The following is a 23,834-nucleotide window of genomic DNA, read 5'->3' as shown; positions in this document are numbered from 1 at the left end:
CGCCCAGATCATCTCGCCCAGCGCCTCCATCGCCACATGGTGGGCCTCGTGGCGCGAGTTGCGTTTGGCACTGAGCAGGTCCACCGCCTGGCGGATGCCGGAGGGCTGGTCGATGGCGTGCTGCTCGGTGATGGTCAGGTGCATGGACAGGTGCAGAAAGGGGTTGGTGCGGCCCTCTTCCACCGTGTAGACCCTCTCCAGCGCGGCGGCCTCGTCGGCCAGATCGTCGTGGTACTCGGGGTGCTCGGCGATCCAGTCCGCGGCGATGGCCTCCATCGGGATCAGCGGCGCACCGTCGCGCCATTTGCGGTAGGTGGCGCAAAAGAAGCGCCGGACTTCGAGCTGGGACGGGGCGAACATGGCCCGATTGTCGCCCTCCGGGGGAGGTCTTTCAGGCGCGGGGTTCCGTGTCCTGCTTGCTGTCCCAACTGGTCCGCTGCGCGCGGTAGGCCTGTTCGGCCGAGCGTTCGGCCGCGATGAGCTGCTCGAACTGCCGCAGGCCACGCTTGGCAGCCGCGATCAACGCGCCCTCGTCGCGCTGCAGTGGCACCATCGTCTCCAGCAGATCGACGTTGTGGCGCTTGAAGCGCATGGCTTGGCGGCGGGCGGCGGCGGGCTCCATGCCGGTCAGCTCCAGCACGGTGCGAGCGCTCAGCAGCGCCGACTCGAAGGTCTCGCGCTCGACGTGCGTGACGCCCAGCTCGCGCAGCTGGTAGTAGTGCTGCACGTTGCGGGCGCGCGCGACGAGGGTGAGCTGCGGGAAATGCTCGCGCGCCAGCTTGACCAGCTCGATGCTCTGGCCGATGTCGTCGATGGCGATGATGAGGATGCGCGCGGTCTCCGCGCCCGCGCCGCGCAGCAGGTCCAGCCGGGTGACGTCGCCGTAGTAAACCGTCCAGCCGAAGCGCCGCAGGCTCTCGATGGCCTCGGCGTCGTGGTCCAGCGCGGTGGCCTGCAGCCCATTGGCGCGCAGCAGCCGGCCGATGACCTGGCCATAGCGGCCGCAACCGGCCAGGATGATGGGTGAAGGCGTTGGGGGGGCTTCGGCGCGCTTCTTGGTGAGGTCCAGCCGCGCCAGCTTGCGCGACATCAGCCGGTCCCCCAGCGTCATCAGCAGCGGCGTCAGCGCCAGCGACATCGCGATGGCGGCGACCAGCGCCGAGTACTGCGCGCCGCTGAGCATGCCCTCGCCCTGCGCCAGCTGGAAGACGACGAAGCCGAACTCGCCCCCCGGGGCCAGCAGGATGACGAAGGCCGGCCGCTCGGCCAGTGGGATCCCCATGAGCTTGGACATCGCGACCAGCACCATCGTCTTGCAGGCCAGCAGCGCCAGCAGCGTGGTCAGCACGAGCAGCGGCTGCGCGGCGACGGCGCGCAGGTCCAGCCCCATGCCCACGGCGATGAAGAACAGCCCCATCAGCAGACCCTTGAACGGCTCCAGGTCGGTCTCGAGCTCGCGGCGGTACTCGCTCTCGGCCAGCAGCACGCCGGCCAAGAAGGCGCCCAGCGCCATCGACAGGCCCACCAGCTGCATCAGCGCCGCCGTGCCCAGCACCAGCAGCAGCGCAGCGGCCGTGAATATCTCGGGCGTCTTGCTGTGGGCGATCCAGCGCAGCGCAGGGCGCAGCAACAGCCGGCCGCCGAAGATGATGATGATGATGGCACCCACCGCCTTGGCCGCGGCCAGCCAGGTGCGGCCATCGCCGTCGTCATGCGCACCGCTGAGCGCCAGCACCGGCACCAGTGCCAGCACGGGGATGGCGGCGATGTCCTGCAGCAGTGCGACGGACAGGATGCTCTCGCCGCCGGTCGTGCGCCCAAGGTTGCGCTCGGCCATCACGGCCAGCGCGACGGCCGTCGACGACATCGCCAGCCCCAGGCCCACGACCAGCGACACCCGCCAGGGGTGGCCTGTTGCGACGCCCACGGCCGTCAGTGCCGCTGCGCAACCCAGGAGCTGCACGCTGCCCCAGCCGAAGATGGGGCGTCGCATGGCCCACAGCCGCTTGGGCTCCAGCTCCAGGCCAACAAGGAACAGCATCAGCACGACGCCCAGCTCGGCCACCTCCGGGATGGCGTTGGACTGGGGGACCAGCCCGAGCATGGCGGGCCCTACCAGCAGGCCGGCGACGAGGTAACCCAGGATGGCCCCCAGCCGCAGGTAGCGCGCCAGCGGCACGGCCAGCACGGCGGCGGCCAGCAGGGTCAGGGGCAGGAGCAGCCATTGGCCGTGGCTCATTCGGCGTCTCCTGCGTCCAGGGAAGAAAACAGCGGCGGCCTTTCGTCCAGGGGCACCTCACGCTCATCCCCCACCGCCGGCGCCGCCAGCGACTGGCTCCACTCGGGATAGCGCGTCAGTCGCTCCACGAACAGTCGCGCATGGGCGCCGATCTCGGCGTCGCTCGCGCGGTGCGCGGCATGCAAGACCTGCGGCGGCAGGTAGCGCATGCCGCAGGTCTTGACGGACTGCTCGTAAGGCAGCAGGAACTCGTCCATTCGGTGGTGATTGTGGCCGCCCGGTGCGTAGCTCTCCATGCCGCCGCCGGTGGAGGTGACCAGCCAGAAGTCCTTGCCGCTCAGTGCCGTGCCGCCGGGACCGTAGGCCCAGCCCAGGCGCAGCACGTCGTCCAGCCAGAGCTTTTGCAGCGCCGGCATGCTGTACCAGTAGATCGGATGGAGCATGACGACCAGCCGAGCCGAGGCAAGCGCGCGCTGCTCGGCATCGACGTGGATGTGGAAGTCCGGGTAGAGGCGGTAGAGGTCGCGCAACTCGATACGGCCCGTCGCGGGCGAGGCGCGCAGGGCGCCGAGCAGGGCGCGGGTGACGTTGGAGCGGGCCAGGTCCGGGTGGGCTGCAAGGACGAGGATGTCGCGGGGGCTACTGTCTGGCATGGCGACCTAGATTAACGTGAGCGTACGACAGCTCCCATCTGGTCCACCCGAATGCGTATCTTTGAGACCCTCGCCGACCTTCAGGCCCTGATCGGCCAGCCCCTTGGCCACAGCGACTGGATCACCGTCGACCAGGCTCGCGTGAGCGCTTTCGCCGAGGCCACCGAGGACCGGCAGTGGATCCACGTCGACCCCGAGCGCGCCAAGGCCGGTCCCTTTGGCGCCCCGATCGCGCATGGCTTCCTGACGCTGTCGCTGATTCCGTACTTCTTCGAGACTGGCTTCACGGTGCGCGAGACGCGCATGGTCGTCAACTACGGCCTCAACAAGGTGCGCTTCACGGCGCCCGTACCCGTGGGCAGCCGGCTGCGCGCGGGCTTCCGGCTGCTGGCGATGGATTCGGTGGCCGGTGGCGCTATGCAGCTGACGGTGGAGGTGGCCATCGAGGCCGAGGGGGCTGCAAAGCCGGTGTGCATCGCGGAGAGCCTGGCGCGCCACTACCGGTGACATAGCCGGATAGCATCGCGGCCATTCCAACGACCCTCGCTCCCATGGCCTCCAGCCTGCTCGTCCTGCTCGACGATATCGCCACCATCCTCGACGACGTGGCGACGATGACCAAGGTCGCCGCCAAGAAGACGGCCGGCGTGCTGGGGGACGATCTGGCCCTCAATGCCCAGCAGGTCACCGGCGTCCAGGCCGACCGCGAGCTGCCCGTCGTCTGGGCGGTGGCCGTGGGCTCGCTGCTGAACAAAGCGATCCTGGTGCCGGCGGCGCTTGCCATCTCGGCCTTCGCGCCCTGGGCCATCACACCGCTGCTGATGCTGGGCGGCGCTTACCTGTGCTTCGAGGGCTTCGAGAAGCTCGCGCACAGGTTCTTGCACAGCGCCGAGGCAGACGAGGCGCATCACGAGGAGCTGGTCCAGGCCAACGTCGGCCCCAGGGCCGACGCGGCGGCCTTCGAGCGCGACAAGGTCAAGGGCGCGATCCGGACCGACTTCATCCTGTCCGCCGAGATCATCGTCATCGCGTTGGGCACGGTGGCCAGCCAGCCGCTGCAGACACAGCTCGCCGTGCTGGTGGCCGTGGCCATCGCGATGACGGTGGGTGTCTATGGTCTGGTGGCCGGCATCGTGAAGATGGACGACGCCGGGCTGTGGCTGTCTCGGCGCGCGGGCGCTGCTGCCCGGGCGGTAGGCGGCTTCCTCCTGGCCGCCGCGCCGCGGCTGATGAAGGCACTGTCCGTGCTGGGCACTGCGGCCATGTTCCTGGTCGGCGGCGGCATCCTCGTGCACGGCATCGCGCCGCTGCACCATGCCATCGCCCATCTGGCCGCGGGCCAGGCCTGGCTGCTGTCGGCGGTGCTGGAAAACGGCGCGAACGCTCTGGTGGGTGTCGTCGCTGGCGCCCTGGTGCTGGCCGGTGTGATGGCGGTGCAGAGACTGCGCGGGCGTTGAGCCCGCAGAGGCATCAGGCCGGCGCGTAGGCCAGCCGCACGTAAATCGGCGCGAAGGCCTCGGCCTGCGTGATCTCCAGGAGCCGCTCCTTGGCGAGTTCCAGCATCGCGATGAAGGTGACGACGAGGACCGCTTGCCCCTTGTCGACGTCGAAAAGTCTCTCGAATTCGACGAAGCGCTGGCCCTGGAGCCGGCGCAGCACGATGCTCATGTGTTCACGCACCGACAGCTGCTCCCGGCTGATCTTGTGGTGCTGGTTGAGCTTGGCGCGCTTGAGGATGTCCAACCAGGCTTCACGCAGATCGTCGGAATTGACGTCGGGGAAGCGCGGCGTCAGCGACTGCTCGATGTGCACCTGGGCGCGCAGGAAGTCTCGGCCGAGCAGCGGCAGCCGGTCCAGGCGGGCAGCGGCGAGCTTCATCTGCTCATACTCCAGCAGGCGGCGCACGAGCTCGGCACGCGGGTCCTCGGCCTCCTTGCCGTCCTCGGTCTTCTTGGGCGGCAGCAGCATGCGCGACTTGATCTCGATCAGCATCGCGGCCATCAGCAGGTACTCGCTGGCCAGCTCGAGGTTGTGCTTGCGGATCTGCTCGACATAGCTGAGGTACTGGCGCGTCACGTCGGCCAGCGGGATGTCGAGGATGTTGAAGTTCTGCTTGCGGATCAGGTACAGCAGCAGATCCAGCGGGCCCTGGAAGGCCTCAAGGAAGACTTCCAGCGCGTCCGGCGGGATGTAGAGGTCCAGGGGCAACTGGAACAGCGGCTCGCCGTACAGGCGAGCAACGGCCACGGTATCCACCGCTTCGGGCAGATCCGACGAAATCTCAGTGTTCTCGTTCGTGGCGACCGGGGTCATCGACAGATCGGGTCAGCGACCCAGCCACTGCCGCGGAGCCGGCTTGGCCGGGCCGCGGACAGTTCCCCATCGTGGGGCGGCAGAGCCGGCAGGGTGAACTTACTCCGTTTGGTAGACGTAGGGCTTCTGCGGCACGCGAGCCTGGTTGAATCCGGCCTGGGCACTGCGGTCCTGCTCCTTGTCCCACAGCAGGGCACGGCCGGCGCGCTGCTCGGCCTCCAGCGTCGGGCGCTGGGCCTTGAGCTGGTCGATGAATTGGGTGACTTCGGACTTGTAGGGCTTCCAGAACAGCGGCATGGCGGGTCTCTCAATCGAATCGCGGGATTTTATCGGGCGCGCAGCCGATCCAGGTCGTCCAGCGCTGGCACACCGCCGAGCAGGCCAAGCGCCGCGGCGAGCGGCAGCGTCGCGGCATAGCCCATGACCTTGAAGGCCCAGGCGCCCACGAGGCCGCCGATGGCGAAGGACAGCAGCAGGCCGCCGAGCAGGCGCAACCGGGTGGCATTGGCACCGGCGCCGCAGAGCCTGCGGCCCAGCTCAATGCCCAGGTCCGTGACGATGCCGGTGACGTGGGTGGTGCGGATCTCGGCACGCGACACCTTGGTGATCAGCGCGTTCTGCAGCCCCATCGTGAAGCACAGCACCGCGACTGCCGCCGGGATGAAGAGGGCGCGCAGTCCGGCCAGCCAGGCGCCCAGCAGGCCGAAGAGCAGCAGGCAGGCCGCCTCCAGCAACAGCGGCAGCGCGAAGGTGCTGTGCGCCTGGCGCTGGCGGCCGAAGTTGACGAGCAGCGTGGTGCAGGCCGCGCCAGCGCCGAAGGACAGCAGCGCGCCGATAGCCGTGACCAGGGCCTGGGTTTGGCCCAGCACGAGGCCGTCGGCTGCGGCCGAGACCATGCCGGTCATGTGCGACGTGTACTGCTGGACGGCCAGGAAGCCGCCGGCGTTGGTGGCGCCAGCCACGAACGCCAGCATCCAGCCGAGGTGGGCGTTGCCTTCGGCAGTGCGTTCGCTCGCCAGCAGTCGGCGTGCGTAGTGGTGGGGCATGGCGGCTCCGGGATTGGGCTGCGACGGGCCCGATTCTCGGGGCCGCCGTGATGTCAGCGCACCCGCATCCCGGGCTGGGCGCCCGGCTGGGGCTCCAGCACGAAGATACCGGGATGAGCCTTCTCGTCGGCGTGGCTGGCGGCGAGCACCATGCCCTCGCTGATACCGAACTTCATCTTGCGCGGCGCGAGGTTGGCGACGAGCACGGTCAGCTTGCCTTCCAGGTCTTCGGGCCTGTAGGCGCTCTTGATGCCACTGAAGACGTTGCGTGTGCGGCCCTCGCCGGCGTCCAGCGTCAGGCGCAGCAGCTTGTCCGAGCCCTCGACATGTTCGGCCTTCACGATCTTCGCGATGCGCAGGTCGACCTTGGCGAAGTCGTCGATCTTGATCTCGGGAGCGATGTCCTCGCCGCCGGGCACGACCTTCGGCGCCGGCGGGGCCTCGAAGAGCTGCTCCACCTTGGCCAGGTCCACGCGCTGCATCAGGTGCTGGTAGGCGCCGATCTGGTGGGCGCCCAGCGCGCGGGCGCTGTCGCTCCACTGCAGCGGCTCCACCTTCAGGAAGGACTCGACCTGCGCGCTCAGGGCCGGCAGCACCGGCTTGAGGTAGATGGTCAGCAGTCGGAATGCCTCGATGCAGACGCTGCAGACGTCGTGCAGTGCGGCGTCCATGCCCTCCTGCTTGGCAAGTTCCCAGGGCTTGTGCTGGTCGACGTACTCGTTGACCTTGTCCGCCAGCGCCATGATCTCGCGCAGGGCCTTGCCGAACTCCCGGGTCTCGTAGAGCTCGGCGATGTTGCCGCTGTGCGCGCGCAGTGTCTCCAGCAGTGCCGATCCCTCGACGCCCAGGTCGCCGCTGAGCGTGCTGCCGAAGCGCTTGGTCAGGAAGCCTGCAGCGCGCGAGGCGATGTTGATGAACTTGCCGACCAGGTCGCTGTTGACGCGGGCCGCGAAGTCCTCGGGGTTGAAGTCGATGTCCTCGACCTTGGCGTTGAGCTTGGCGGCAATGTAGTAGCGCAGCCATTCGGCGTTCAAGCCGAGGCCGAGGTACTTCAGCGGGTCCAGGCCGGTGCCGCGGCTCTTGCTCATCTTCTCGCCGCCGTTGACGGTCATGAAGCCGTGCACGAAGACGTGGTTGGGCGTCTTGCGACCGCTGAAGTGCAGCATCGCGGGCCAGAACAGCGTGTGGAAATAGACGATGTCCTTGCCGATGAAGTGGACCTGCTCGACGGCCGGGTCGGCGACGAAGGCGTCGAAGTCCTTGCCGATCTTGCCGAAATAGTTCTTCAACGAGGCCAGGTAGCCCACTGGCGCGTCCAGCCAGACGTAGAAGTACTTGCCCGGCGCATCAGGGATCTCGATGCCGAAGTAGGGGGCGTCGCGGCTGATGTCCCAGTCGCTGAGCTTGTTATTGCCATCGTCGTCAGTGGCGAACCACTCACGGATTTTGTTCAGCACTTCGGGCTGCAGGCGGCCGGTCTCCTGGGTCCACTGAGTCAGGAACTCCACGCAGCGCGGGTCGCTCAGCTTGAAGAAGTAGTGCTCGCTGGTCTTGAGCACCGGCGTCGCGCCCGACAGCACCGAGTAGGGGTTCTTCAGCTCGGTCGGCGCATAGACAGCGCCGCAGACCTCGCACGAGTCGCCGTACTGATCCTTCGCGCCGCACTTGGGACACTCGCCCTTGATGAAGCGGTCCGGCAGGAACATGGCCTTGTCCGGATCGAAGAACTGCTCGATGGTCTTGGTCGTGATCAGCTCGTTATGCCGCAACGCCAGGTACACGGCCTTGGACAGCTCGTGGTTCTCGGCTCCGTCGGTGGAGTGCCAGTTGTCGAAGCTGATGTGAAAGCCGTCAAGGTACTGCCGGCGGCCGGCAGCGATGCCGGCGACGAAGTCCTGAGGTGTCTTCCCGGCCTTCTGCGCCGCGATCATGATGGGCGCGCCGTGGGCGTCATCCGCACAGACGAAGTGCACCTCAGAGCCTGCCATGCGCTGGTAGCGAACCCAGATGTCGGCCTGGGTGTACTCCATGATGTGGCCGATGTGGAAACCGGCGTTCGCGTAGGGCAGGGCAGTGGTGACGAAAAGCTGGCGGGGCATGGAGACGAGGGCGGCGGAGCGGGGAAACAGAGGATTTTAGGTTTGCGGCTCAGCGGGGCCGGTGTCTCCGGCTTCAGGCTGGGTCTCGGCATCGGGCTCGGCGACGTTGTTGTCATCCGCCGGCTTGCCATTGAGCTTGCGCTGGCGCTTCTCTTCAGCCTTGCGCTTCTTCGCCAGTTCGCGCTGGCGCTTCTCGTAGCTGTAATTCGGTGTGGCCAACTGCGGTCTCCTGGGGCTCCCGCACACGCGGGCATCGTCCAATGTAACCCGCGGGCCTGCACGGCATGCGCTCCTACTTGGCACCGAAAGCTACAGACCACCTCAAAGAACACCTCTAAGTCACTGATGCGTAACACTTCCTTAAGCTATCCACCGAGTCTGTGGAAAACTTTGTGGAGAACCTGCTCCCATCGCGGCCAAGCCCTTGTGTGATGCGGCTCCGCTTAGGTTGCTGAATTTTTAAGCAGTGCCGAGTGGCCTATATGAATCAACCACTTAGGGTTGGTGCCGCTGAAGTGGCGGCGGTTTCAACGCTCAGGGTCCAAAACGCTTGACGCCTGCCAGATTTGGGGATAAGTCAAGCCGACACCGACGGATGTCACGGGTCTGGATGACACCGTTGCGACGTTTATCCCCGCTCGCTGTGGACAAGTCTGTGGGCCGGCTGACGACAGCGGCGCTAAGTGCTTGATCGGCCGTCCCACGGGCTGCCCTGCCCGTTTTTGAGGCGCTGCATTTGGGGGCAGCCCCGAGAGGGCGGAATGAGGGCGGCGGCTAAACTCCCGGCCTTTTGAAGAGGCGGCAGCGGGGCACATGGGGGAATCGAAGGCGGAATTCACGCGGGAGGGCAGCGGGCGCAAGAGTGCTTCGCGCACCGGCACTTTCGAGTTGAAGTCGCGCCGCTTCAGCCTGCTGGGCCTGGTGCTGCACAGCGCCGACATGGCCGAGCTGGCCGCCGACTGGGCCCAGCGCGCCGGTGCGGGCGGCTTCGAGCATGAGCCTGTCGTCATCGACCTGAGCAGCGTGCCGCGCGCAGCAGCCACGTCCGCCACCGAAGGCCAGGCGCCGCTGGCGCTGGACGGCCCGGCGCCCGTGGATCTGCGCGCGATCGTCGAGATGCTCCGCGCCAGCCAGCTTCAGCCGGTGGCCGTGGCCGGAGCGACCGCTGAGGAACTGGTGCTCGCGCATGAGCTGGGCCTGGCTGACGCGGCCGACGAGCCCGCAGCAGAACGCGCGGCGCCATCATCGGCGCCCACCACCGAGGTCGTGCGCGAGGTCATCGTCGAGAAGATCATCGAGAAGCCCGCAGCCCCCGCGCCGACGCTGGTCGTCGACAAGCCGCTGCGGTCCGGCCAGCGCATCTACGCCAAGGGCGGCGACCTCGTCGTGCTCGCCCTGGTGAACCATGGCGCCGAGGTCATCGCCGATGGCAGCGTGCACGTGTACGCGCCGTTGCGTGGCAAGGCCATTGCCGGCGCACGCGGCGATACATCGGCACGCATCTACGCCCACAGCCTGGAGGCGGAGCTGCTGTCCATTGCCGGCATCTACCGCACGACCGAGAACCCCTTGCCGGCCGATGTGGCGGGCAAGCCGGCCCAGGTCCTGCTCGAGGGCGAGAAGTTGCTGATGCAGCCCCTCGCCTTCTGAATCGCCCATTGAATCGAACTGAACGAACAGGAAAGCCCAGATGACCACCAAGATCGTCGTCGTCACCTCCGGCAAGGGCGGGGTCGGCAAGACCACCACCAGCGCGAGTTTCGCTACCGGCCTCGCGATGCGCGGCTTCAAGACCTGCGTCATCGATTTCGACGTGGGCCTGCGCAACCTCGACCTCATCATGGGTGTCGAGCGCCGCGTGGTCTACGACCTCATCAACGTCGTCAACGACGAGATCAAGCTGACCCAGGCGCTCATCAAGGACAAGCAGCTCGACAAGCTCTACATCCTGGCCGCTTCGCAGACGCGCGACAAGGACGCGTTGAAGCAGGAGGGCGTGGAACGCGTGCTGAACGAGCTCAAGGAGATGGAGTTCGACTACATCATCTGCGACTCGCCGGCTGGCATCGAGACCGGCGCGCTGATGGCCATGCACTACGCCGACGAGGCGCTGGTGGTGACCAATCCCGAGGTCTCGTCGGTGCGCGACAGCGATCGCATCCTCGGCATGCTCAGCAGCAAGACCAAGCGTGCCATCGAGGGCGGTGAGCCTGTGAAGGAGCACTTGCTCATCACGCGCTACAACCCCAACCGTGTCGAAGGCGGCCAGATGCTGAGCCTGGACGACATCCACGAGATCCTGCGCACGCCACTGATCGGCGTCATCCCCGAGAGCGAGAGCGTGCTGCAGGCGTCCAACCAGGGCCTTCCGGCCATCCACATGCAGGGCAGCGACGTGGCCGAGGCGTACAAGGACGTCGTCGCGCGGTTCCTCGGCGAGGACAAGCCCATGCGCTTTACCGAAGCCGTGAAGCAAGGCTGGTTCAAGCGCGTTTTCGGCGCCAAGTGAAGGGAGCCTCGCGATGGGATTCCTGAACTTCTTCCTCGGCGAAAAGAAGAGCTCCGCCAGTGTGGCCAAGGAGCGGCTGCAGCTCATCCTCGCGCACGAGCGCAACGGCCGCAGCAGCAGCCCTGACTACCTGCCCCAGCTGCAGCGGGAGCTGGTGGCCGTCATCAGCAAGTACGTTTCGATCAACCCCGACGACATCAAGGTCCACATGGAGCGTCAGGGCGACCTGGAGGTGCTCGAGGTGAAGATCGAGTTGCCGGAGACGAAATAGTCCGTTGCACGCCTCGCCACGCGGGATGCGGGCGAGTCCGGACTTGCAGTCTTGAGCTGCAGGCATATCGCCTTGATGGGGCGGCCAGCGCTCCCGGCGTTCGGACCGTGATGCAGGAGGCTAGTTCTCGGACTGGGCGGCGCGGGCCTGCTCGCGCCGCATGAACAGGTAGAGACCCTCCACCTTCGCACGCGCCCACGGCGTCTTGCGCAGGAACTTCAGGCTCGACGCCACGCTGGGGTCGACCTGGAAGCACTTGATGGCGATGCGCCGTCCCAGTTCGGCCCAGCCGAAATAGTCGACCAGAGCGGTCACGATGGCCTCGAGCGTGAGGCCGTGCAGGGGATCCTTGTTGCCGTTCATTCGTGCGTGAACTGGTCTGAGTTCTTGCCCTTGAACTGGGCGTAGTAGCGCTTGATGCTGGCCATGTCGGCATCGACGTCGCCCGTCGGCGTGAACAGCGGCCCCAGGCCGACGAGTCTGCGCGGGTAGTCCATGTGCGCCATGACGATCGGCAGCTTGGCCGTGACGGCGATCCAGTAGAAACCGGTCTTCCAGTAGATGGTCTTGCTGCGCGTGCCCTCGGGAGGCACGATGAGCTGCACGGGTCCGTCGGCGGCCTGCAGCGCTTCGGCCGACGCGGCGACGAGGTTGCTGGACTTGCTGCGGTCCACCGGGATGCCGCCGAGATAGCGCATCAGCCCACCGAACGGAAACCTGAAGATGGAGGCCTTGCCCATCCAGTAGGGCGTCAGGCGCAGCGCGAATGCGGCGAACAAGGTGTAGGGCAGGTCCCAGTTGCTGGTATGCGGGGCGGCGATGAAGACGCTCTTGCGCGCCTCGGGTGCCAACGAGCCCTGCACGGTCCAGCCCGCCAGCTTCAGCCAGGCGAGCGAGAAGCCGCGCAGCAGCGTGCTGACGCCAGGCGTCGTGAAGATGGTGCGGTGCATGTCCGCAATTGTCCCGTCCGGACCCTCTGCCTGAAACTGAGGCAGATTAAGAAAAGTCCTGAATGACCAAGGACTTGGCGCATGCGCCCGCAGGCTGTTCACGGGTTTGTCCACAGGCGCTGTGGATGGCTCGGATGCAGCCCATGACCTTGTTCGTGCATTCCGTCGGACCACGGCTTGTCCGGCTGCTGCGGGGCCGCGATGCTGCGCGTCGTCCCATCTTCCGCTTTCCACCCCATGCGTCACCCCCAGATTCCCGTCGCCGTCCTGCTGGCCCTGCTCGTTCCCTCGGCGCAGGCCGGACAGCCCGCCACGCCGGCCGCGATGGCGGCCTACGCCGACCGGCTGCTCGACGAACAAAAGATTGCACGCGACGGCCCCGGCGTCACCGTCCTCGTCGCGCGCGGCGATCAGTTGCTCTACAAGGGTGCGCGTGGCATGGCCAGCATCGAGCTGGGCGTACCCATGCAGCCCGACCAGCTTATGCGTATCGGCTCCGTCACCAAGCAGTTCGCGGCCGCCGCCCTGCTCAGGCAGATCGACGACGGCAAGGCCGCTCTGGAAGACCCGCTGTCCAAGTTCCTGCCTGACTATCCAAACGGTGGCCGGATCACGCTGCGGCAACTGCTCAATCACACCTCCGGCGTCAGGAGCTACACCGGCCTTCCGGGCTACATGCGCAACCCGATCAGGCGCGACCTGGGCACGGCCGAGCTGATCAAGGAGTTCAAGGACCAGCCGGTGGACTTCGCGCCGGGCGAGAAATGGGCCTACAACAACTCGGGATACGTGTTGGTTGGTGCCGTCGTCGAGGCCATCTCGGGCAAGAGCTGGCACCAGGCCATCGACGAGCTGCTGCTCAAGCCGGCGCAGGTCAGCAGCGTCCATTTCCAGGCGGGCGACAAGCTCTTCAAGGGCATGGCCCAGGGCTACACGCTGAATGGCGAGCGCGAGGTGGCACCGGCTGGCCTGCTCAGCATGACCCAGCCGCACGCGGCAGGTGCGCTGATCGCCAACACGGAGGGCCTGTGGCGCTGGAATCTGGCCCTGCATGGTGGCAAGCTCATCAGCCCGAGCAGCTATCAGGGCATGACCACGCCCGAGGGCGTGGCCAAGGCCAACCACTACGGCTTCGGCATCGGTACCGGCGTGCTGCGCGGACATCCCATGCTGTCGCATGGCGGGGGCATTCATGGCTTCACGTCGCTGCTGAGCTACCTGCCGCAGAGCCTGACGACGGTCGTCGTGTTGCGCAACAGTGACGGCCCCGGCTTCGCGATGGACCTGGTGTCGCGCAAGCTGGCTGCCTTCGCCATCGGTGAGCCCTTTGTCGACCGCAAGCCGGTGGCCGTGCCGGCCGAGCAGCTCAAGGCCGCCGAGGGGCTCTACGCCCGCGAGGACAAGCAGACCCGCACCCTGCGGCTGAAGGACGGCGTGCTGCTAAGCCAGCGCATGGGCGCTGCTCCTGCTGCGCTGGTTCCGATCGGCGACAACCGCTTCGCCTTCCCGGCCTCGCTGAGCGAGCTGCAGCTCGAGCGCAGCGCTGATGGCCAGGTGGTGGCCCTGCGCCTGTTCAACAACGGTGAAAACGACGCCGAGCGTTGGGTGCGCAGCGGCGAGCTGCCACCGGAACTCGTCTTCATCGCGCTGAGCGCCGAGCAGAAGCAGGCGCTGGTGGGCGACTACAGCTCGCCGCGGTTCGCGATCAAGGTCTTCATCGACGCCCAGGGCCGGCTGCAAGGCCAGGCCCCGGGCCAGCCCGCCTTCGAGCTCATGGCCAGCACGCCGCGCCGTGCCCACGTGCCCCAGGTCGGGGCCCAGCTGGACTTCGGCGCCGAAGAAGGACGGCCTGCCTCGGTCACGCTGACCCAGGGCGGCAATCAACTGGTCATGGCCCGCAATTGAGCGTGACGTCGCTGCGCGCCTCGGCGACGCACGGCAGGATGAACCCGTCCTCCTTCTCCTCGCGTGACAGGCCGGGCCAAGGGATGCGGTGCTCGACGCGGCCTGCGACGAGGCGCGAGATGCAGGTGCGGCAGGTGCCCGTGCGGCAGGACCAGGGCAGGGCGATGCCGACCGCCAGACCGGCCAGCAACAGGGGCTGGTCGGCCGCAGCGGTGAAGGTCTCACCGCCGGGCAGGAGCGTGACGCGGAATGTCTCGGACATGACCGCCATCATGCCGGCTGCCCGCTAGGATGCAGCTGCCGATCCGCAAGATCGGCAGCGTTCTCAGGGCGGGGCGGAATTCCCCACCGGCGGTATGTGCGCAAGCACGAGCCCGCGAGCGCCTTCGCCGTCTCGGCAGCGAAGGGTCAGCAGACCTGGTGCGATGCCAGGGCCGACGGTCATAGTCCGGATGAAAGAGATCGCGTCGTGTCGGCGTGCTCGCGCAAGGAGCACGCCGCTGCTGCGTGCGCTTGCCCTGATTCTGGCCACACCGTCTTTCAAGAGGACACCATGAATCAGCCCCTCAATCCCACTTTCAACCTGTCTCGCGTGCCACGCGTGGCCATCCTGGCTGCCAGTTGGCACAAGGACATCGTCGGCGTGGCCGTGTCGGCCATCCGCCATGAGTTCGACCGATGTCGAATCCCGGTGGAGCAGATCACCATCATCGACGTGCCCGGCGCCTTCGAGATCCCGTTGCATGCCAAGCGCCTGGCGCGCACGGGCCGCTTCGACGCCATCATTGCTTGCGGGCTCGTTGTCGACGGCGGCATCTATCGGCATGACTTCGTCGCGCAGGCCGTCATCCAGGCGTTGATGGACGTGCAGCTCGAAACCGACGTGCCGGTCTTCTCCGCCGTGCTCACGCCGCACCACTTCCACGAGCATGGCGAGCACAAACGCTTCTTCGCCGAGCATTTCTCCACCAAGGGCCAGGAAGTAGCGCGCGCCTGCCTCGCGACAATAGCGAGCCTGGACAGCTTGAACGCACTGTCCGCCTGACCTCGCTCCCGGCGCGGTGCCTGATCCGGCGCCGCGCCTTCTGACCCGACTCCATGCTTGCCGCCCGCTACCTTGCCGGCTATCCCCCTGAACTGATTGCCCAGGCCGAACAGCTGCGCCTGGACGGCCGCCTCGCCGGCCACCTGGCCCGCCGACTGCCCGAAGCGCACGAGGTGCGCAGCGACTCGGCCTTGTTCGACTATGTGCAGGCGTTGAAGAACCGCCACATGCGCAATGCGGGCCCCCTGCAATACGTGGGTTTCGACGCCAAGCTGCGTGTGCTGCAGCACGCGCTGGGCACGCACACCCGCCGCACGCAGGTCCAAGGTGCCAAGCTCAAGACGCGCCGCGAGATCCGCGTTGCCACCTTGTTCAGGGAGGCGCCGGCCGCGCTGCTGCACATGATCGTCGTGCACGAACTGGCGCATCTGCGTGAACTGGACCACAACAAGGCCTTCTACCAGTTGTGCCAGCACATGGAGCCGGACTACTTCCAGCTGGAGTTCGACCTGCGCCTCTATCTGATGAACATGGAGAACCCGGCGTGATCCTGTTGGCGCCCATGGAAGGGCTGCTGGACCACATCCTGCGCGACGTGCTGACGCGTGTGGGCGGCGTGGATCGCTGCGTGTCCGAGTTCATTCGCGTGACCGACCAGCTGTTGCCCAGCCGTGTCTTCACCCGCATCGTGCCGGAGCTGAAGAACGGTGGCCGAACGGCCGCCGGCGTGCCGGTGCACCCCCAACTGCTGGGCTCGGACGTCAGCTGCCTGGCCGAGAACGCCGCGCGCCTGGCCCAGCTCAAGCCCGAGGGCATTGACCTGAACTTCGGCTGCCCCGCCAAGTGCGTGAACCGCCATCGTGGCGGCGCGGTATTGCTGGACGAGCCCGAGCTCATCCACGAGATCGTGTCCGCGGTGCGCCGCGCTGTGCCGACCGATGTGATGGTCTCAGCCAAGATGCGCCTGGGCTACATGGATACCAGCAGGACGCTGGACGTCGCCCGTGCCATCCACGCGGCCGGCGCGCAGGAGATCGTCGTGCATGCTCGCACCAAGGCCGATGGCTACAAGCCGCCGGCCTACTGGGAGCGGATTGCCGAAGTGCGCGAGGCCGTGCCGATCACGATCATCGCCAATGGCGAGATCTGGACCGTGGAGCATGCCGAACTGGCGCGCGAGCGCAGCGGCTGCGAGCACCTGATGCTGGGCCGCGGCATGGTGGCCGACCCCGGCCTGGCGCTGCGCGTGGCCGGCGCGCGCGGCGAGCGCCTGCCCTGGGAGCAACTGCTGCCGCTGATGCAGATCTTTTTCGCGCAGGTCCGTGCCACCGTAGCCCCACGGCATCAGGGCGGCCGTCTCAAGCAGTGGCTGCATTACCTGAAGCGCGCCTACCCCGAAGCGGAGGCCGCCTATGCCGAGCTGCGCACCGTCAATGCGGCCGACGAGCTGTCGCAACGCCTCTTCGACGCGCGGCCGGGCGGCTAGGCCGGCGCTTCCGCGGCGCTGAGCGCGGACAGACGTTTGATGTCGCGCACCCGGATACCCCCGCGCACCACGTCGACCAGCCCCTGCGCCGCCAGCCGCTTGAGCGCCACGTTGGCGCGCTGCCGCGAAGTGCCAGCCAGCAGGGCCACCTCCGCCTGCGAGAGCCGCAGCAGCGCTTCGCCCGACGGCGCACGCTGCGCCAGGTCGGACACCGCGCGGGCGACGCGCGCTTCCAGCGGGGCGTGCCGTGCGCAGATGGCTGTGCCGATCAACGCACCCAGGCGTGCGTTCAGCAGGTCCTGCAGGAAATGGTTGAAGCCAAGGCTGGTGTCGCGTAGGCGCCGGAACTGCGCCACCGGAATCAGCACTGCGCGGGTCTTTCGCAGGGCCACTGCGTCGAACTGCCAGGCCAGTCCTTTAAGCAGCGTGCCTTCGCCGAACCAGCCGCCGTCACCGACGGCGTCCAGCATGGTCTGGTCGCCATCCGCGTGCGTCACCGACAGGGATACCAGGCCATCGATGATGCCGATCCAGTGCGTGGGCACCGCCCCCACCGCCACCAGATGCGCGCCGCGGGCGAAGCTGCGTTCCACGGCACGGGCCTGCAGTTCCTGGAGCTCGGGCGGCGTCAGCCGCGCACCCAGGGGTGTCGCTTCCAGATAGGCCCGCATGTCCAGCATGGTGGGCAGTTTATGGGGGCGACGGAGCGGCTTGCCGACGCGACGTCGGCCCCGCGTGCGCTGGTGGCACAACGACGTCACCGACGGCCAGGTCTATGGCTGCTGTTGCGCGCCAACCGATGCCCGCATGCGCCGCATCGTGGAGCCGCTGACCGCTGGGCAGTTCAGCAGCCCGCCGGCAAGGTGGCGGCGGGCCGGGAGGCACCCCCCCTCTCCAGCCGCACGCTGGCCCAGGCCACGGCCAGGCCGCCCAGGGTCAGCAGCGTGGCGACCCAGGGCAGCCGGCCCAGGCCCAGTCCCTGGTCGATGGCCGCACCGCCCAGCCACGCGCCCAGTGCGTTCCCCAGATTGAAGGCCGCGATGTTGAGGCTGGACGCCATGCTCTGGCCCGCCCCCTCGGCCTTGCTCAGCACACGCAACTGCAGTGGTGCGACGGTGGCGAAGCCCGCCGCGCCGAGCAGCCCGATGAAGAGCACGGCGGCCGGCTGGCTTTGCATGACGAAGCCCATCAGCGTCAGCACGAGGGCCAGCGCCGCCAGCGATCCGAGCAGCGCACGCACCGGCGCACGATCGCCGTAGTGGCCGCCGACGATGTTGCCGAGGATCATGCCGACGCCGAACACCAGCAGGATGGCCGACACGCCGGACTCGCCGAAGCCACTCACGCGGGTCAGCAGGGGCTGCACATAGGTGAAGACCACGAAGACGCCGGCAAAGCCCAGCACGGTCGCGGCCAGGCCCAGCAGCACCTGCGGGCGGCGCAGGACCTTGAACTCCTCGCGCAGGGAGACGGCACTGCCAGCGCCGGCCTCACGCGCCGACACGAAGAGGGCGATGACGGCCATCGCGACGAGACCGATGGCGCTGACGGCCCAGAAGGTCGCGCGCCAGCCGTGGTGCAGGCCCAGCCACGCGCCAGCCGGCACACCCAGCAGTGTCGCCACGGTCAGGCCTGTGAACATCGTCGAAATGGCCGAGGCCTTGCGGTCGGCCGGCACCACGCTGGTGGCTACGACGGCGCCCACCCCGAAGAAGGTGCCGTGCGCCAGCGACGTCACGACGCGTGCCGCCATCAGCACCCAGTAGCTGGGGGCCACCGCGCAGGCGATGTTGCCCAGCGTGAAGACGGCCATCAGCACCAGCAGTGCGGTCTTGCGCGGCACGCGGCTGGTGGCGGCCGTCAGCAGCGGCGCGCCGACGAACACGCCCAGCGCATAGCCCGAAATCAGCAGGCCGGCCGCGGCGAGGCTGACCTGCAGGTCGCCAGCCAGTTGCAGCAGCAGGCCCATGATGACGAACTCGGTCGTGCCGATGCCGAAGGCGCCGACGGTCAGCGCGTACAGCGCCCAGGGTCGCCGGGCGGGTGTTGGGGCGGACGCCGCAGTGGCGGCGGGAGTGGCGTGCATGGCAGGACTTTCGCGGTCAAGTTGAACGTGGCCGCCAGCTTAGGAATCCGCATTCGATGTAAAAACCACCAAAACGCTCAATCAGATTCAACGAATTCTTCTTAAACAAAGTGCCAGGCATGAGCCGTGTCGATGACCTGAACCTCTTCCTTCGCGTGTTCGACGCCGGTTCCATCAGTGCCGCGGCGCGCAGCTTGGACCTGTCGGTGGCCGTGGCCAGCCAGCGGCTGCGGGCGCTTGAGCATTCGCTGGGCGTTCGGCTCTTCCACCGCACGACGCGCAGCCTCACACCCACCGACGAAGGCCTGGCGCTCGCCGCGCAGGGCCGTCCGCTGGTGGACGACCTGCAGACGCTGATGTCGGGCCTTCGCCAGGCCGGCACGGGTGTCAGTGGCACGCTGCGCCTGACGACGTCGGCCACTTTCGCGCGGCACTATGTGTCGCCGCATTTGCCGGAGTTCATGCGGCGTCACCCACAGCTGCGGCTCAGCGTGGACCTGTCGGACCAGATGCATGACCTCGTGACGGCCGGCTTCGACCTGGCTCTGCGCATCGGCGCGATGGAGGACTCCAGTCTCGTCGCGCGGCGCCTGGCCGCGAACCGCCGAGTCCTGTGCGCGTCGCCTGCCTACCTGCGCCGGCGCGGCAGTCCTGCGCGGCCTGAGGAGTTGGCCGGGCACGACTGCCTCGTCCTCGTCGGCAGCCAGGGCCGGGCGGACGTGTGGCGCATGCATGACAGGCGTGGCCGCGAGCTCGCCGTGAAGGTGGACGGCCCGCTGGAGAGCAGCCAGGGCGAAGTGCTGCGCGACGCGGCCGTGGCTGGCATGGGCATCGCCATCCACTCGACCTGGCACGTGGCCGACGACCTTCGTGCGGGACGGCTGACTGTCGTGTTGCCGGACTGCAGGCTGCCCGAGACGGGCATCCACGCGGTGATGCCGCAACGTCGGCTGGTGCCGGCGCGCGTCACCGCCTTCATCGATTTCATGGTGGAGAAGATCGGTGGCGTGCCGCCCTGGGAGCGCGACGCGGCGGCGAAGCCGCGTCGTTCGGGCTGATCAGGTGGGCTGCTTGGTGATACGCAGATAGGGCTTGGGCGCCTTCCAGCCCTGCGGGAACAGCGTCTTGGCGTCCTCATCCGACACCGAGCCGGCAATGATGACGTCCTCCCCCTGCTTCCAGTTCACCGGCGTGGCGACCTTGTGCTTGGCCGTCAGCTGCAGCGAGTCCAGCACACGCAGGATCTCGTCGAAGTTGCGGCCAGTGGTCATGGGGTAGGTCAGCATCAGCTTGATCTTCTTGTCCGGGCCGATGACGAAGACCGAGCGCACGGTGGCGTTGGTCGTCGCAGTGCGGCCGTCGGAGGAGCCTGCCTCGTCGGCCGGCAGCATGTTGTAGAGCTTGGCGACGTTGAGGTCGTGGTCGCCGATCATGGGGTACTTGGGCAGGTAGCCCTGCGTCTCCTCGATGTCAGCGGCCCACCGGTGGTGGTGGTCCACCGGGTCCACCGACAGGCCGATCAGCTTGGCGTTGCGCTTGGTGAACTCGGGCTCGATCTTGGCCATGTAGCCCAGCTCGGTTGTGCACACCGGGGTGAAGTCCTTGGGGTGGGAGAACAGGATGGCCCACTGGTCGCCGATCCAGTCGTGGAACCGGATCTCGCCCTGGGTGGTCTGGGCGGTGAAGTCGGGGGCGATGTCGTTGATACGAAGGGACATGGTGGCTGCTCCATGGATGGCGATTGGCAAGCCCTCATGATATGAACGAAGCCAATGCGTGTTGTGCATGTGCTTGTTCGGAATGCGTCTATCGAGTCGCCGCCGGGCGGCGCGCTCCGGGTGCGCAGCTAGCATGTGGAGATGAAACTGATCATGTCCCTGCTGGCCGCCTGCGCCACAAGCGCTGCGCTGGCCCAGCCTGCCGCCCTCAGCCTCGAGCGCATCACTGCCGACCCGCCGCTGGCCGGCCGCCTGCCCCGCCAGGCCGAGATCTCGCCGGGCGGGCAATGGGTCAGCTTTCTGCGTCCGTCGCAGGCTGACAGCGAGGTGCTGGAACTCTGGGCCCAGCCGGCGACCGGCGGCGAGCCGCGCAAGCTAGTGGCCGCGGCGGACCTGCTGGGCGGCGCCGAGCAAAAGCTCAGCGAAGCCGAGAAGATGGCGCTGGAGCGTCAGCGCATCAGCCAGCGTGGCATCACCGGCTATCAGTGGTGCGGCAGCGATGACAGCGCGCTGCTGTTCCCGCTGTCGGGCGACCTCTATGTCGTCCGCCTGGCTGCCGCTGGGCCCCAGGCGCAGAAGCTGGCGCTGGACGCCGGCGCACCCAAGCAGGAGCCGCGCTGCGCGCCCGACGGCCGCTCGCTCGCGTATGTGCAGGGCGGCAACCTCTTCGTGCTGCCCCTCGCCCCGGACGCCGCCGGCGCGCAGCCGCGTCAGCTGACCATGGACGGCAGCGAGACCTTGAGCTGGGGACTGGCCGAGTTCATCGCTGCCGAGGAGCTTTCGCGCCAGCGCGGCTACTGGTGGTCCAGGGACGGCAAGTCGTTGCTGGCCCTGCGCGTGGACGACGCGGGCGTCGCTATCAAGACGCGGGCACAGATCTTCGCGGACCGCACGACGATGACCGAGCAGCGCTACCCCGCGGCCGGCGAGGCCAACGCGCAGGTGGCCGCCTTCGTCATCGATGCCGCCAGTGGCCAGCGCCGTGAATTGCCGCTGCCACGGTCCGGCAAGGACCGGGCCGAATACATCGCCCGTGCCGGCTGGTTCGACGACGGCACGCCCTGGCTGCAATGGTTCACGCGCGACCAGAAGCGGCTGACGCTGACCGAGTTCAAGGCGGCTTCGGTCCCGCGCGACGTCACCGTCGAGACCGATGCGGCTTGGGTGGAGGTGCATGACGACCTCATTGAGACACCTCGGGGCCTGCTCTGGTCCAGCGAGGCATCGGGCCGTCGCCAGCTGCTGCTGGTCGATCGCGCCAGCGGCGCGCGCACGCCGCTGACGCAGCAGCCGGAAGCCGTCGCGCACGCCGTCTGCGTGGGCGCGCGCGGCGTGGTCTTTGCCGCTGCAGGCGACCTGGGCAAAAGCCAGGAGCTGTTCGTCATGCCGCTGGCCGGCGGCAAGGCCCTGCCCGTGCCGGGCGCCGCGCCGCGTCAGTGGCGCGATGCCAAGGCCGACGGCGCCTGCGGCCGCCTGCTCGTTACGCGCTCCGCCTGGGGCCAGCCGCCGCACCTCGAGCTGCGCAGCATGGGGCAGGACGCTGCCATCGTGCTGGCCGGTGATGCGCCCGACCCGCAGCTGAAGTCCTACGCCAACACGCCGCAGGTGCTGCAACTGGCGGCCGCCGACGGCCGGACGCCGCTGAATGCCTTCTTCTTCCCCGCGCGGGACGGCCGCGACGGCAAGCGCCCGGCCATCGTGCTGGCCTACGGCGGGCCGGGGGCGCAGACCGTGAATTGGGGCTGGGGCCGTGACATGCCGTTGATCGCCTATTGGCAACAGCGTGGCTATGGCGTGATGACGCTGGATACGCGAGGCATGGCCCATCGCGACCGCGAGTTCACGCGCGCCCACCAGGCCGCCTTCGGCAACGTCGAGGTGGCAGACCTGTTCGCCGCGGTGCGCCAACTGCCCGGCCGCGTTCCTGGCGTGGACCCGGCCCGCATCGGCTTCTTCGGCTGGAGCTATGGCGGCTTCCTGGCCGCACGCGCAATGCTCGATGGCGACACCCCCTTCGCGGCCGCGGTGGCCGTCGCGCCGGTGACTGACTGGACGCTCTACGACACCGCCTATACGGAGCGTTACCTGGGCATGCCGGACGGCGGCAAGGCCGCGAACTATGCCGGCGCGAACCTGCCGTCGCGCGCCGCGCTGCTGGCGGGGCCGCTGCTGCTCGTCCATGGCACGGCCGACGACAACGTGCTGTTCGAGCACACGCTGCGCCTCGTCGAGGCCTTGCAGACCGCCGGCAAGACTTTCGACCTGCAGATCTACCCCGGCAAGGCCCACGGCATCGCCGGCCGCACGGCGCGGCTGCACCTGTACCGCACGATGGACGCCTTCTTCGGGCGGCACCTGCAAACCGGACATTGAGGTCCCCCTCGGATGGAGGGGTGGGGCGTCGCCCGAGGCGGGGGCTTGGGGATCTGTCCTGGCCGTGCTGCACTGGCTAGCATGGCCAGCAGCTCAAGGAGGCTCCGATGCGTCGTTTTGCCCATGCCCTGACTCTCGCTGCGTCGGCCGCGGCCCTGGCCGCGGGTCCCGCTGCGTTTGCCGACACGCTGACGGTCAACGGCACGGCCGACGACTTCTTCAAGCTCTACATCGCCACCGACCTGGGCAACCCCGGCGCGGTGGCTTTCGACAAGACCAGCGGCTGGTCGTCGCTGGGTAGCGCCGCCCTCACGCTGCAACCCGGGCAGTCGGTCTATCTGCTGATCGATGCCGACAACGCCTTCGGCGGTCCGGCCATGCTGCTGGCCGACTTCACGTTGAGCGGAGGTGACCTGCGCTTTGCCAACGGCCAGACCAGCCTGACCACCGACACCGTGAACTGGAAGGTCTCAGAGACCAGCTTCGCCACCGCCACCCAGACGCCTGTGTCCATGGGCGTGAACCAGCCAGGCCTGCAGATCTGGGGGCAGTTCGCCGGGGTGTCGTCGCAAGCCACCGCCATCTGGGCCTATCAGGCGGACTGGAGCCAGGGCCACACTGGCCACGCCTACTTCGTCACGCAGATCACCGCCGTGCCCGAGCCGGAAACCGCGCTGCTGTGGCTGGCAGGCGTCGCCGTGCTGGCCGGCTTCAAGCGACGCGGCCGGGCAGGGCGCTGAACGACCCGCGGCCGGGGCAGTGCCCCGGGCCGGCCACTACAGTCCGGAACATGACACTGGTCTATTCGACGGATTTCGGCCGAGCCTGCCCGGTTTGCGGCCTGGCGGTTGCGCAGTGCGCGTGCAAGGCCAAGGCGCGGCCCGCGGGCGACGGCGTCGTTCGCGTAAGCCGCGAAACGGCCGGCCGCAAGGGCAAGGGCGTGACCGTCGTGCGCGGCCTGCCCCTGGAGGACGCGGCACTTGCCGCGCTGGGCAAGCAACTCAAGGCCGCCTGCGGCAGCGGCGGCACGGTGAAGGACGGCGTCGTGGAGATCCAGGGCGACCATGCTGACAAGCTCGTCGCCTGGCTGAAGGCCCGGCCTGAGGGTTGGACAGTGAAGCGCGCAGGCGGCTGATCCGAG

General features: G+C 67.9%; 27 protein-coding genes and 1 riboswitch. Of the genes, 13 read left to right on the top strand and 14 right to left on the bottom strand.

The window, feature by feature from the left end; translation table 11 throughout:
- From VGF12_RS03155 to VGF12_RS03145, 3 genes are all read right to left on the bottom strand, one after another.
- Window positions 1-360: DUF1841 family protein (locus tag VGF12_RS03155; protein ID WP_331174592.1), on the bottom strand; the 360-nt coding region annotated here is incomplete at its 3' end.
- Between the two features lie 31 nt (window positions 361-391).
- Window positions 392-2,239, bottom strand: a complete 1,848-nt coding sequence (gene kefC, locus VGF12_RS03150) for a glutathione-regulated potassium-efflux system protein KefC (protein ID WP_331174591.1) — start codon at window positions 2,237-2,239, stop codon at window positions 392-394.
- Window positions 2,236-2,892 (bottom strand): NAD(P)H-dependent oxidoreductase, encoded by a 657-nt coding sequence (locus tag VGF12_RS03145; protein ID WP_331174590.1) that lies wholly within the window; start codon window positions 2,890-2,892, stop codon window positions 2,236-2,238. The genes kefC and VGF12_RS03145 overlap by 4 nt, the downstream gene beginning before the upstream one ends.
- A 51-nt stretch (window positions 2,893-2,943) precedes the next feature.
- On the opposite strand from VGF12_RS03145, the gene VGF12_RS03140 reads away from it, so the two are divergent.
- Both VGF12_RS03140 and VGF12_RS03135 read left to right on the top strand, forming a co-directional pair.
- Window positions 2,944-3,399: a MaoC family dehydratase gene (locus tag VGF12_RS03140; RefSeq protein ID WP_331174589.1), complete on the top strand. Its 456-nt coding sequence runs from the start codon at window positions 2,944-2,946 to the stop codon at window positions 3,397-3,399.
- Between the two features lie 44 nt (window positions 3,400-3,443).
- Window positions 3,444-4,349 (top strand): DUF808 domain-containing protein, encoded by a 906-nt coding sequence (locus VGF12_RS03135; protein ID WP_331174588.1) that lies wholly within the window; start codon window positions 3,444-3,446, stop codon window positions 4,347-4,349.
- Window positions 4,350-4,362: 13 nt separating this feature from the next.
- Here VGF12_RS03135 and VGF12_RS03130 read toward each other — a convergent pair whose 3' ends face one another.
- The 5 genes from VGF12_RS03130 to VGF12_RS03110 form a co-directional block, all read right to left on the bottom strand.
- Window positions 4,363-5,205 carry a ScpA family protein gene (locus VGF12_RS03130; protein WP_331174587.1) on the bottom strand — a complete coding sequence of 281 codons (843 nt, stop codon included), beginning with the start codon at window positions 5,203-5,205 and terminating at the stop codon, window positions 4,363-4,365.
- Window positions 5,206-5,304: 99 nt separating this feature from the next.
- A complete protein-coding gene (locus VGF12_RS03125) occupies window positions 5,305-5,502 on the bottom strand; it encodes a DUF3460 family protein (RefSeq protein WP_331174586.1) in 198 nt (65 codons plus the stop codon).
- 29 nt (window positions 5,503-5,531) lie between these two features.
- A complete protein-coding gene (locus tag VGF12_RS03120; protein ID WP_331174585.1) occupies window positions 5,532-6,251 on the bottom strand; it encodes a YoaK family protein in 720 nt (239 codons plus the stop codon).
- 53 nt (window positions 6,252-6,304) lie between these two features.
- The gene (gene metG / locus VGF12_RS03115; protein WP_331174584.1) at window positions 6,305-8,350 is read right to left on the bottom strand and encodes a methionine--tRNA ligase; all 2,046 of its coding nucleotides are present in this window, start codon (window positions 8,348-8,350) and stop codon (window positions 6,305-6,307) included.
- Between the two features lie 36 nt (window positions 8,351-8,386).
- On the bottom strand, window positions 8,387-8,569 hold the full coding sequence (locus tag VGF12_RS03110; RefSeq protein WP_331174583.1) for a hypothetical protein: 183 nt from the start codon (window positions 8,567-8,569) through the stop codon (window positions 8,387-8,389).
- Window positions 8,570-9,163: 594 nt separating this feature from the next.
- Between VGF12_RS03110 and minC the strand changes: the two genes are divergently transcribed.
- From minC to minE, 3 genes are read left to right on the top strand one after another with little or no spacing between them, the layout of a single operon-like run.
- Entirely contained in the window at window positions 9,164-10,000 is an 837-nt protein-coding gene (gene minC / locus VGF12_RS03105) for a septum site-determining protein MinC (protein WP_331174582.1), read from the top strand.
- Between the two features lie 40 nt (window positions 10,001-10,040).
- Window positions 10,041-10,859, top strand: coding sequence for a septum site-determining protein MinD (gene minD / locus VGF12_RS03100; protein ID WP_331174581.1), 819 nt, complete (start codon window positions 10,041-10,043; stop codon window positions 10,857-10,859).
- A 13-nt stretch (window positions 10,860-10,872) separates the two neighbouring features.
- Window positions 10,873-11,130, top strand: coding sequence for a cell division topological specificity factor MinE (gene minE / locus VGF12_RS03095; protein WP_331174580.1), 258 nt, complete (start codon window positions 10,873-10,875; stop codon window positions 11,128-11,130).
- Between the two features lie 120 nt (window positions 11,131-11,250).
- Here minE and VGF12_RS03090 read toward each other — a convergent pair whose 3' ends face one another.
- Window positions 11,251-11,493: a VF530 family protein gene (locus tag VGF12_RS03090; protein WP_331174579.1), complete on the bottom strand. Its 243-nt coding sequence runs from the start codon at window positions 11,491-11,493 to the stop codon at window positions 11,251-11,253.
- Window positions 11,490-12,080 carry a 1-acyl-sn-glycerol-3-phosphate acyltransferase gene (locus tag VGF12_RS03085; protein WP_331174578.1) on the bottom strand — a complete coding sequence of 197 codons (591 nt, stop codon included), beginning with the start codon at window positions 12,078-12,080 and terminating at the stop codon, window positions 11,490-11,492. Before VGF12_RS03085 ends, VGF12_RS03090 begins: the two co-directional genes overlap by 4 nt.
- A 237-nt stretch (window positions 12,081-12,317) precedes the next feature.
- Between VGF12_RS03085 and VGF12_RS03080 the strand changes: the two genes are divergently transcribed.
- Entirely contained in the window at window positions 12,318-13,985 is a 1,668-nt protein-coding gene (locus tag VGF12_RS03080; protein ID WP_331174577.1) for a serine hydrolase domain-containing protein, read from the top strand.
- On the opposite strand, the gene VGF12_RS03075 is transcribed toward VGF12_RS03080, so the two are convergent.
- Window positions 13,969-14,247 carry a 2Fe-2S iron-sulfur cluster-binding protein gene (locus VGF12_RS03075; protein WP_331174576.1) on the bottom strand — a complete coding sequence of 93 codons (279 nt, stop codon included), beginning with the start codon at window positions 14,245-14,247 and terminating at the stop codon, window positions 13,969-13,971. The two genes, VGF12_RS03080 and VGF12_RS03075, sit on opposite strands and share 17 nt — an antisense overlap.
- 55 nt (window positions 14,248-14,302) lie before the next feature.
- A riboswitch (FMN riboswitch) is annotated at window positions 14,303-14,453 on the top strand.
- A gap of 85 nt (window positions 14,454-14,538) precedes the next feature.
- On the opposite strand from VGF12_RS03075, the gene VGF12_RS03070 reads away from it, so the two are divergent.
- The 3 genes from VGF12_RS03070 to VGF12_RS03060 are packed head-to-tail and all read left to right on the top strand — an operon-like array spanning window position 14,539 to window position 16,516.
- Complete coding sequence (locus VGF12_RS03070) at window positions 14,539-15,030, top strand: 6,7-dimethyl-8-ribityllumazine synthase (protein ID WP_331174575.1); 492 nt, start codon at window positions 14,539-14,541, stop codon at window positions 15,028-15,030.
- Between the two features lie 53 nt (window positions 15,031-15,083).
- Window positions 15,084-15,578, top strand: a complete 495-nt coding sequence (locus VGF12_RS03065; RefSeq protein WP_331174574.1) for a M48 family metallopeptidase — start codon at window positions 15,084-15,086, stop codon at window positions 15,576-15,578.
- Between the two features lie 14 nt (window positions 15,579-15,592).
- Window positions 15,593-16,516 (top strand): tRNA dihydrouridine synthase, encoded by a 924-nt coding sequence (locus VGF12_RS03060; protein WP_331174594.1) that lies wholly within the window; start codon window positions 15,593-15,595, stop codon window positions 16,514-16,516.
- Here VGF12_RS03060 and VGF12_RS03055 read toward each other — a convergent pair.
- A complete protein-coding gene (locus tag VGF12_RS03055) occupies window positions 16,513-17,196 on the bottom strand; it encodes a Crp/Fnr family transcriptional regulator (RefSeq protein ID WP_331174573.1) in 684 nt (227 codons plus the stop codon). The two genes, VGF12_RS03060 and VGF12_RS03055, sit on opposite strands and share 4 nt — an antisense overlap.
- 164 nt (window positions 17,197-17,360) lie before the next feature.
- Window positions 17,361-18,602, bottom strand: a complete 1,242-nt coding sequence (locus VGF12_RS03050) for an MFS transporter (RefSeq protein WP_331174572.1) — start codon at window positions 18,600-18,602, stop codon at window positions 17,361-17,363.
- Between the two features lie 119 nt (window positions 18,603-18,721).
- On the opposite strand from VGF12_RS03050, the gene VGF12_RS03045 reads away from it, so the two are divergent.
- Window positions 18,722-19,660, top strand: coding sequence for a LysR family transcriptional regulator (locus VGF12_RS03045; RefSeq protein ID WP_331174571.1), 939 nt, complete (start codon window positions 18,722-18,724; stop codon window positions 19,658-19,660).
- Here VGF12_RS03045 and VGF12_RS03040 read toward each other — a convergent pair whose 3' ends face one another.
- Complete coding sequence (locus VGF12_RS03040; protein WP_331174570.1) at window positions 19,661-20,320, bottom strand: peroxiredoxin; 660 nt, start codon at window positions 20,318-20,320, stop codon at window positions 19,661-19,663. It abuts the gene before it with no gap.
- Window positions 20,321-20,461: 141 nt separating this feature from the next.
- Here VGF12_RS03040 and VGF12_RS03035 point away from each other — a divergent pair, with 141 nt between their 5' ends.
- The 3 genes from VGF12_RS03035 (at window position 20,462) to VGF12_RS03025 (ending at window position 23,828) form a co-directional block, all read left to right on the top strand.
- Window positions 20,462-22,693, top strand: a complete 2,232-nt coding sequence (locus VGF12_RS03035) for a S9 family peptidase (RefSeq protein ID WP_331174569.1) — start codon at window positions 20,462-20,464, stop codon at window positions 22,691-22,693.
- Window positions 22,694-22,800: 107 nt separating this feature from the next.
- On the top strand, window positions 22,801-23,433 hold the full coding sequence (locus VGF12_RS03030; protein WP_331174568.1) for a PEP-CTERM sorting domain-containing protein: 633 nt from the start codon (window positions 22,801-22,803) through the stop codon (window positions 23,431-23,433).
- Window positions 23,434-23,483: 50 nt separating this feature from the next.
- Window positions 23,484-23,828 (top strand): translation initiation factor Sui1, encoded by a 345-nt coding sequence (locus VGF12_RS03025; protein WP_331174567.1) that lies wholly within the window; start codon window positions 23,484-23,486, stop codon window positions 23,826-23,828.
- Window positions 23,829-23,834 lie beyond the last annotated feature (6 nt).

The sequence above is a fragment of the Roseateles sp. genome, from assembly GCF_036404855.1.
Taxonomy (GTDB): Bacteria; Pseudomonadota; Gammaproteobacteria; order Burkholderiales; family Burkholderiaceae_C; genus Pelomonas.
This window is presented reverse-complemented; position numbering and strand designations above follow the sequence as displayed.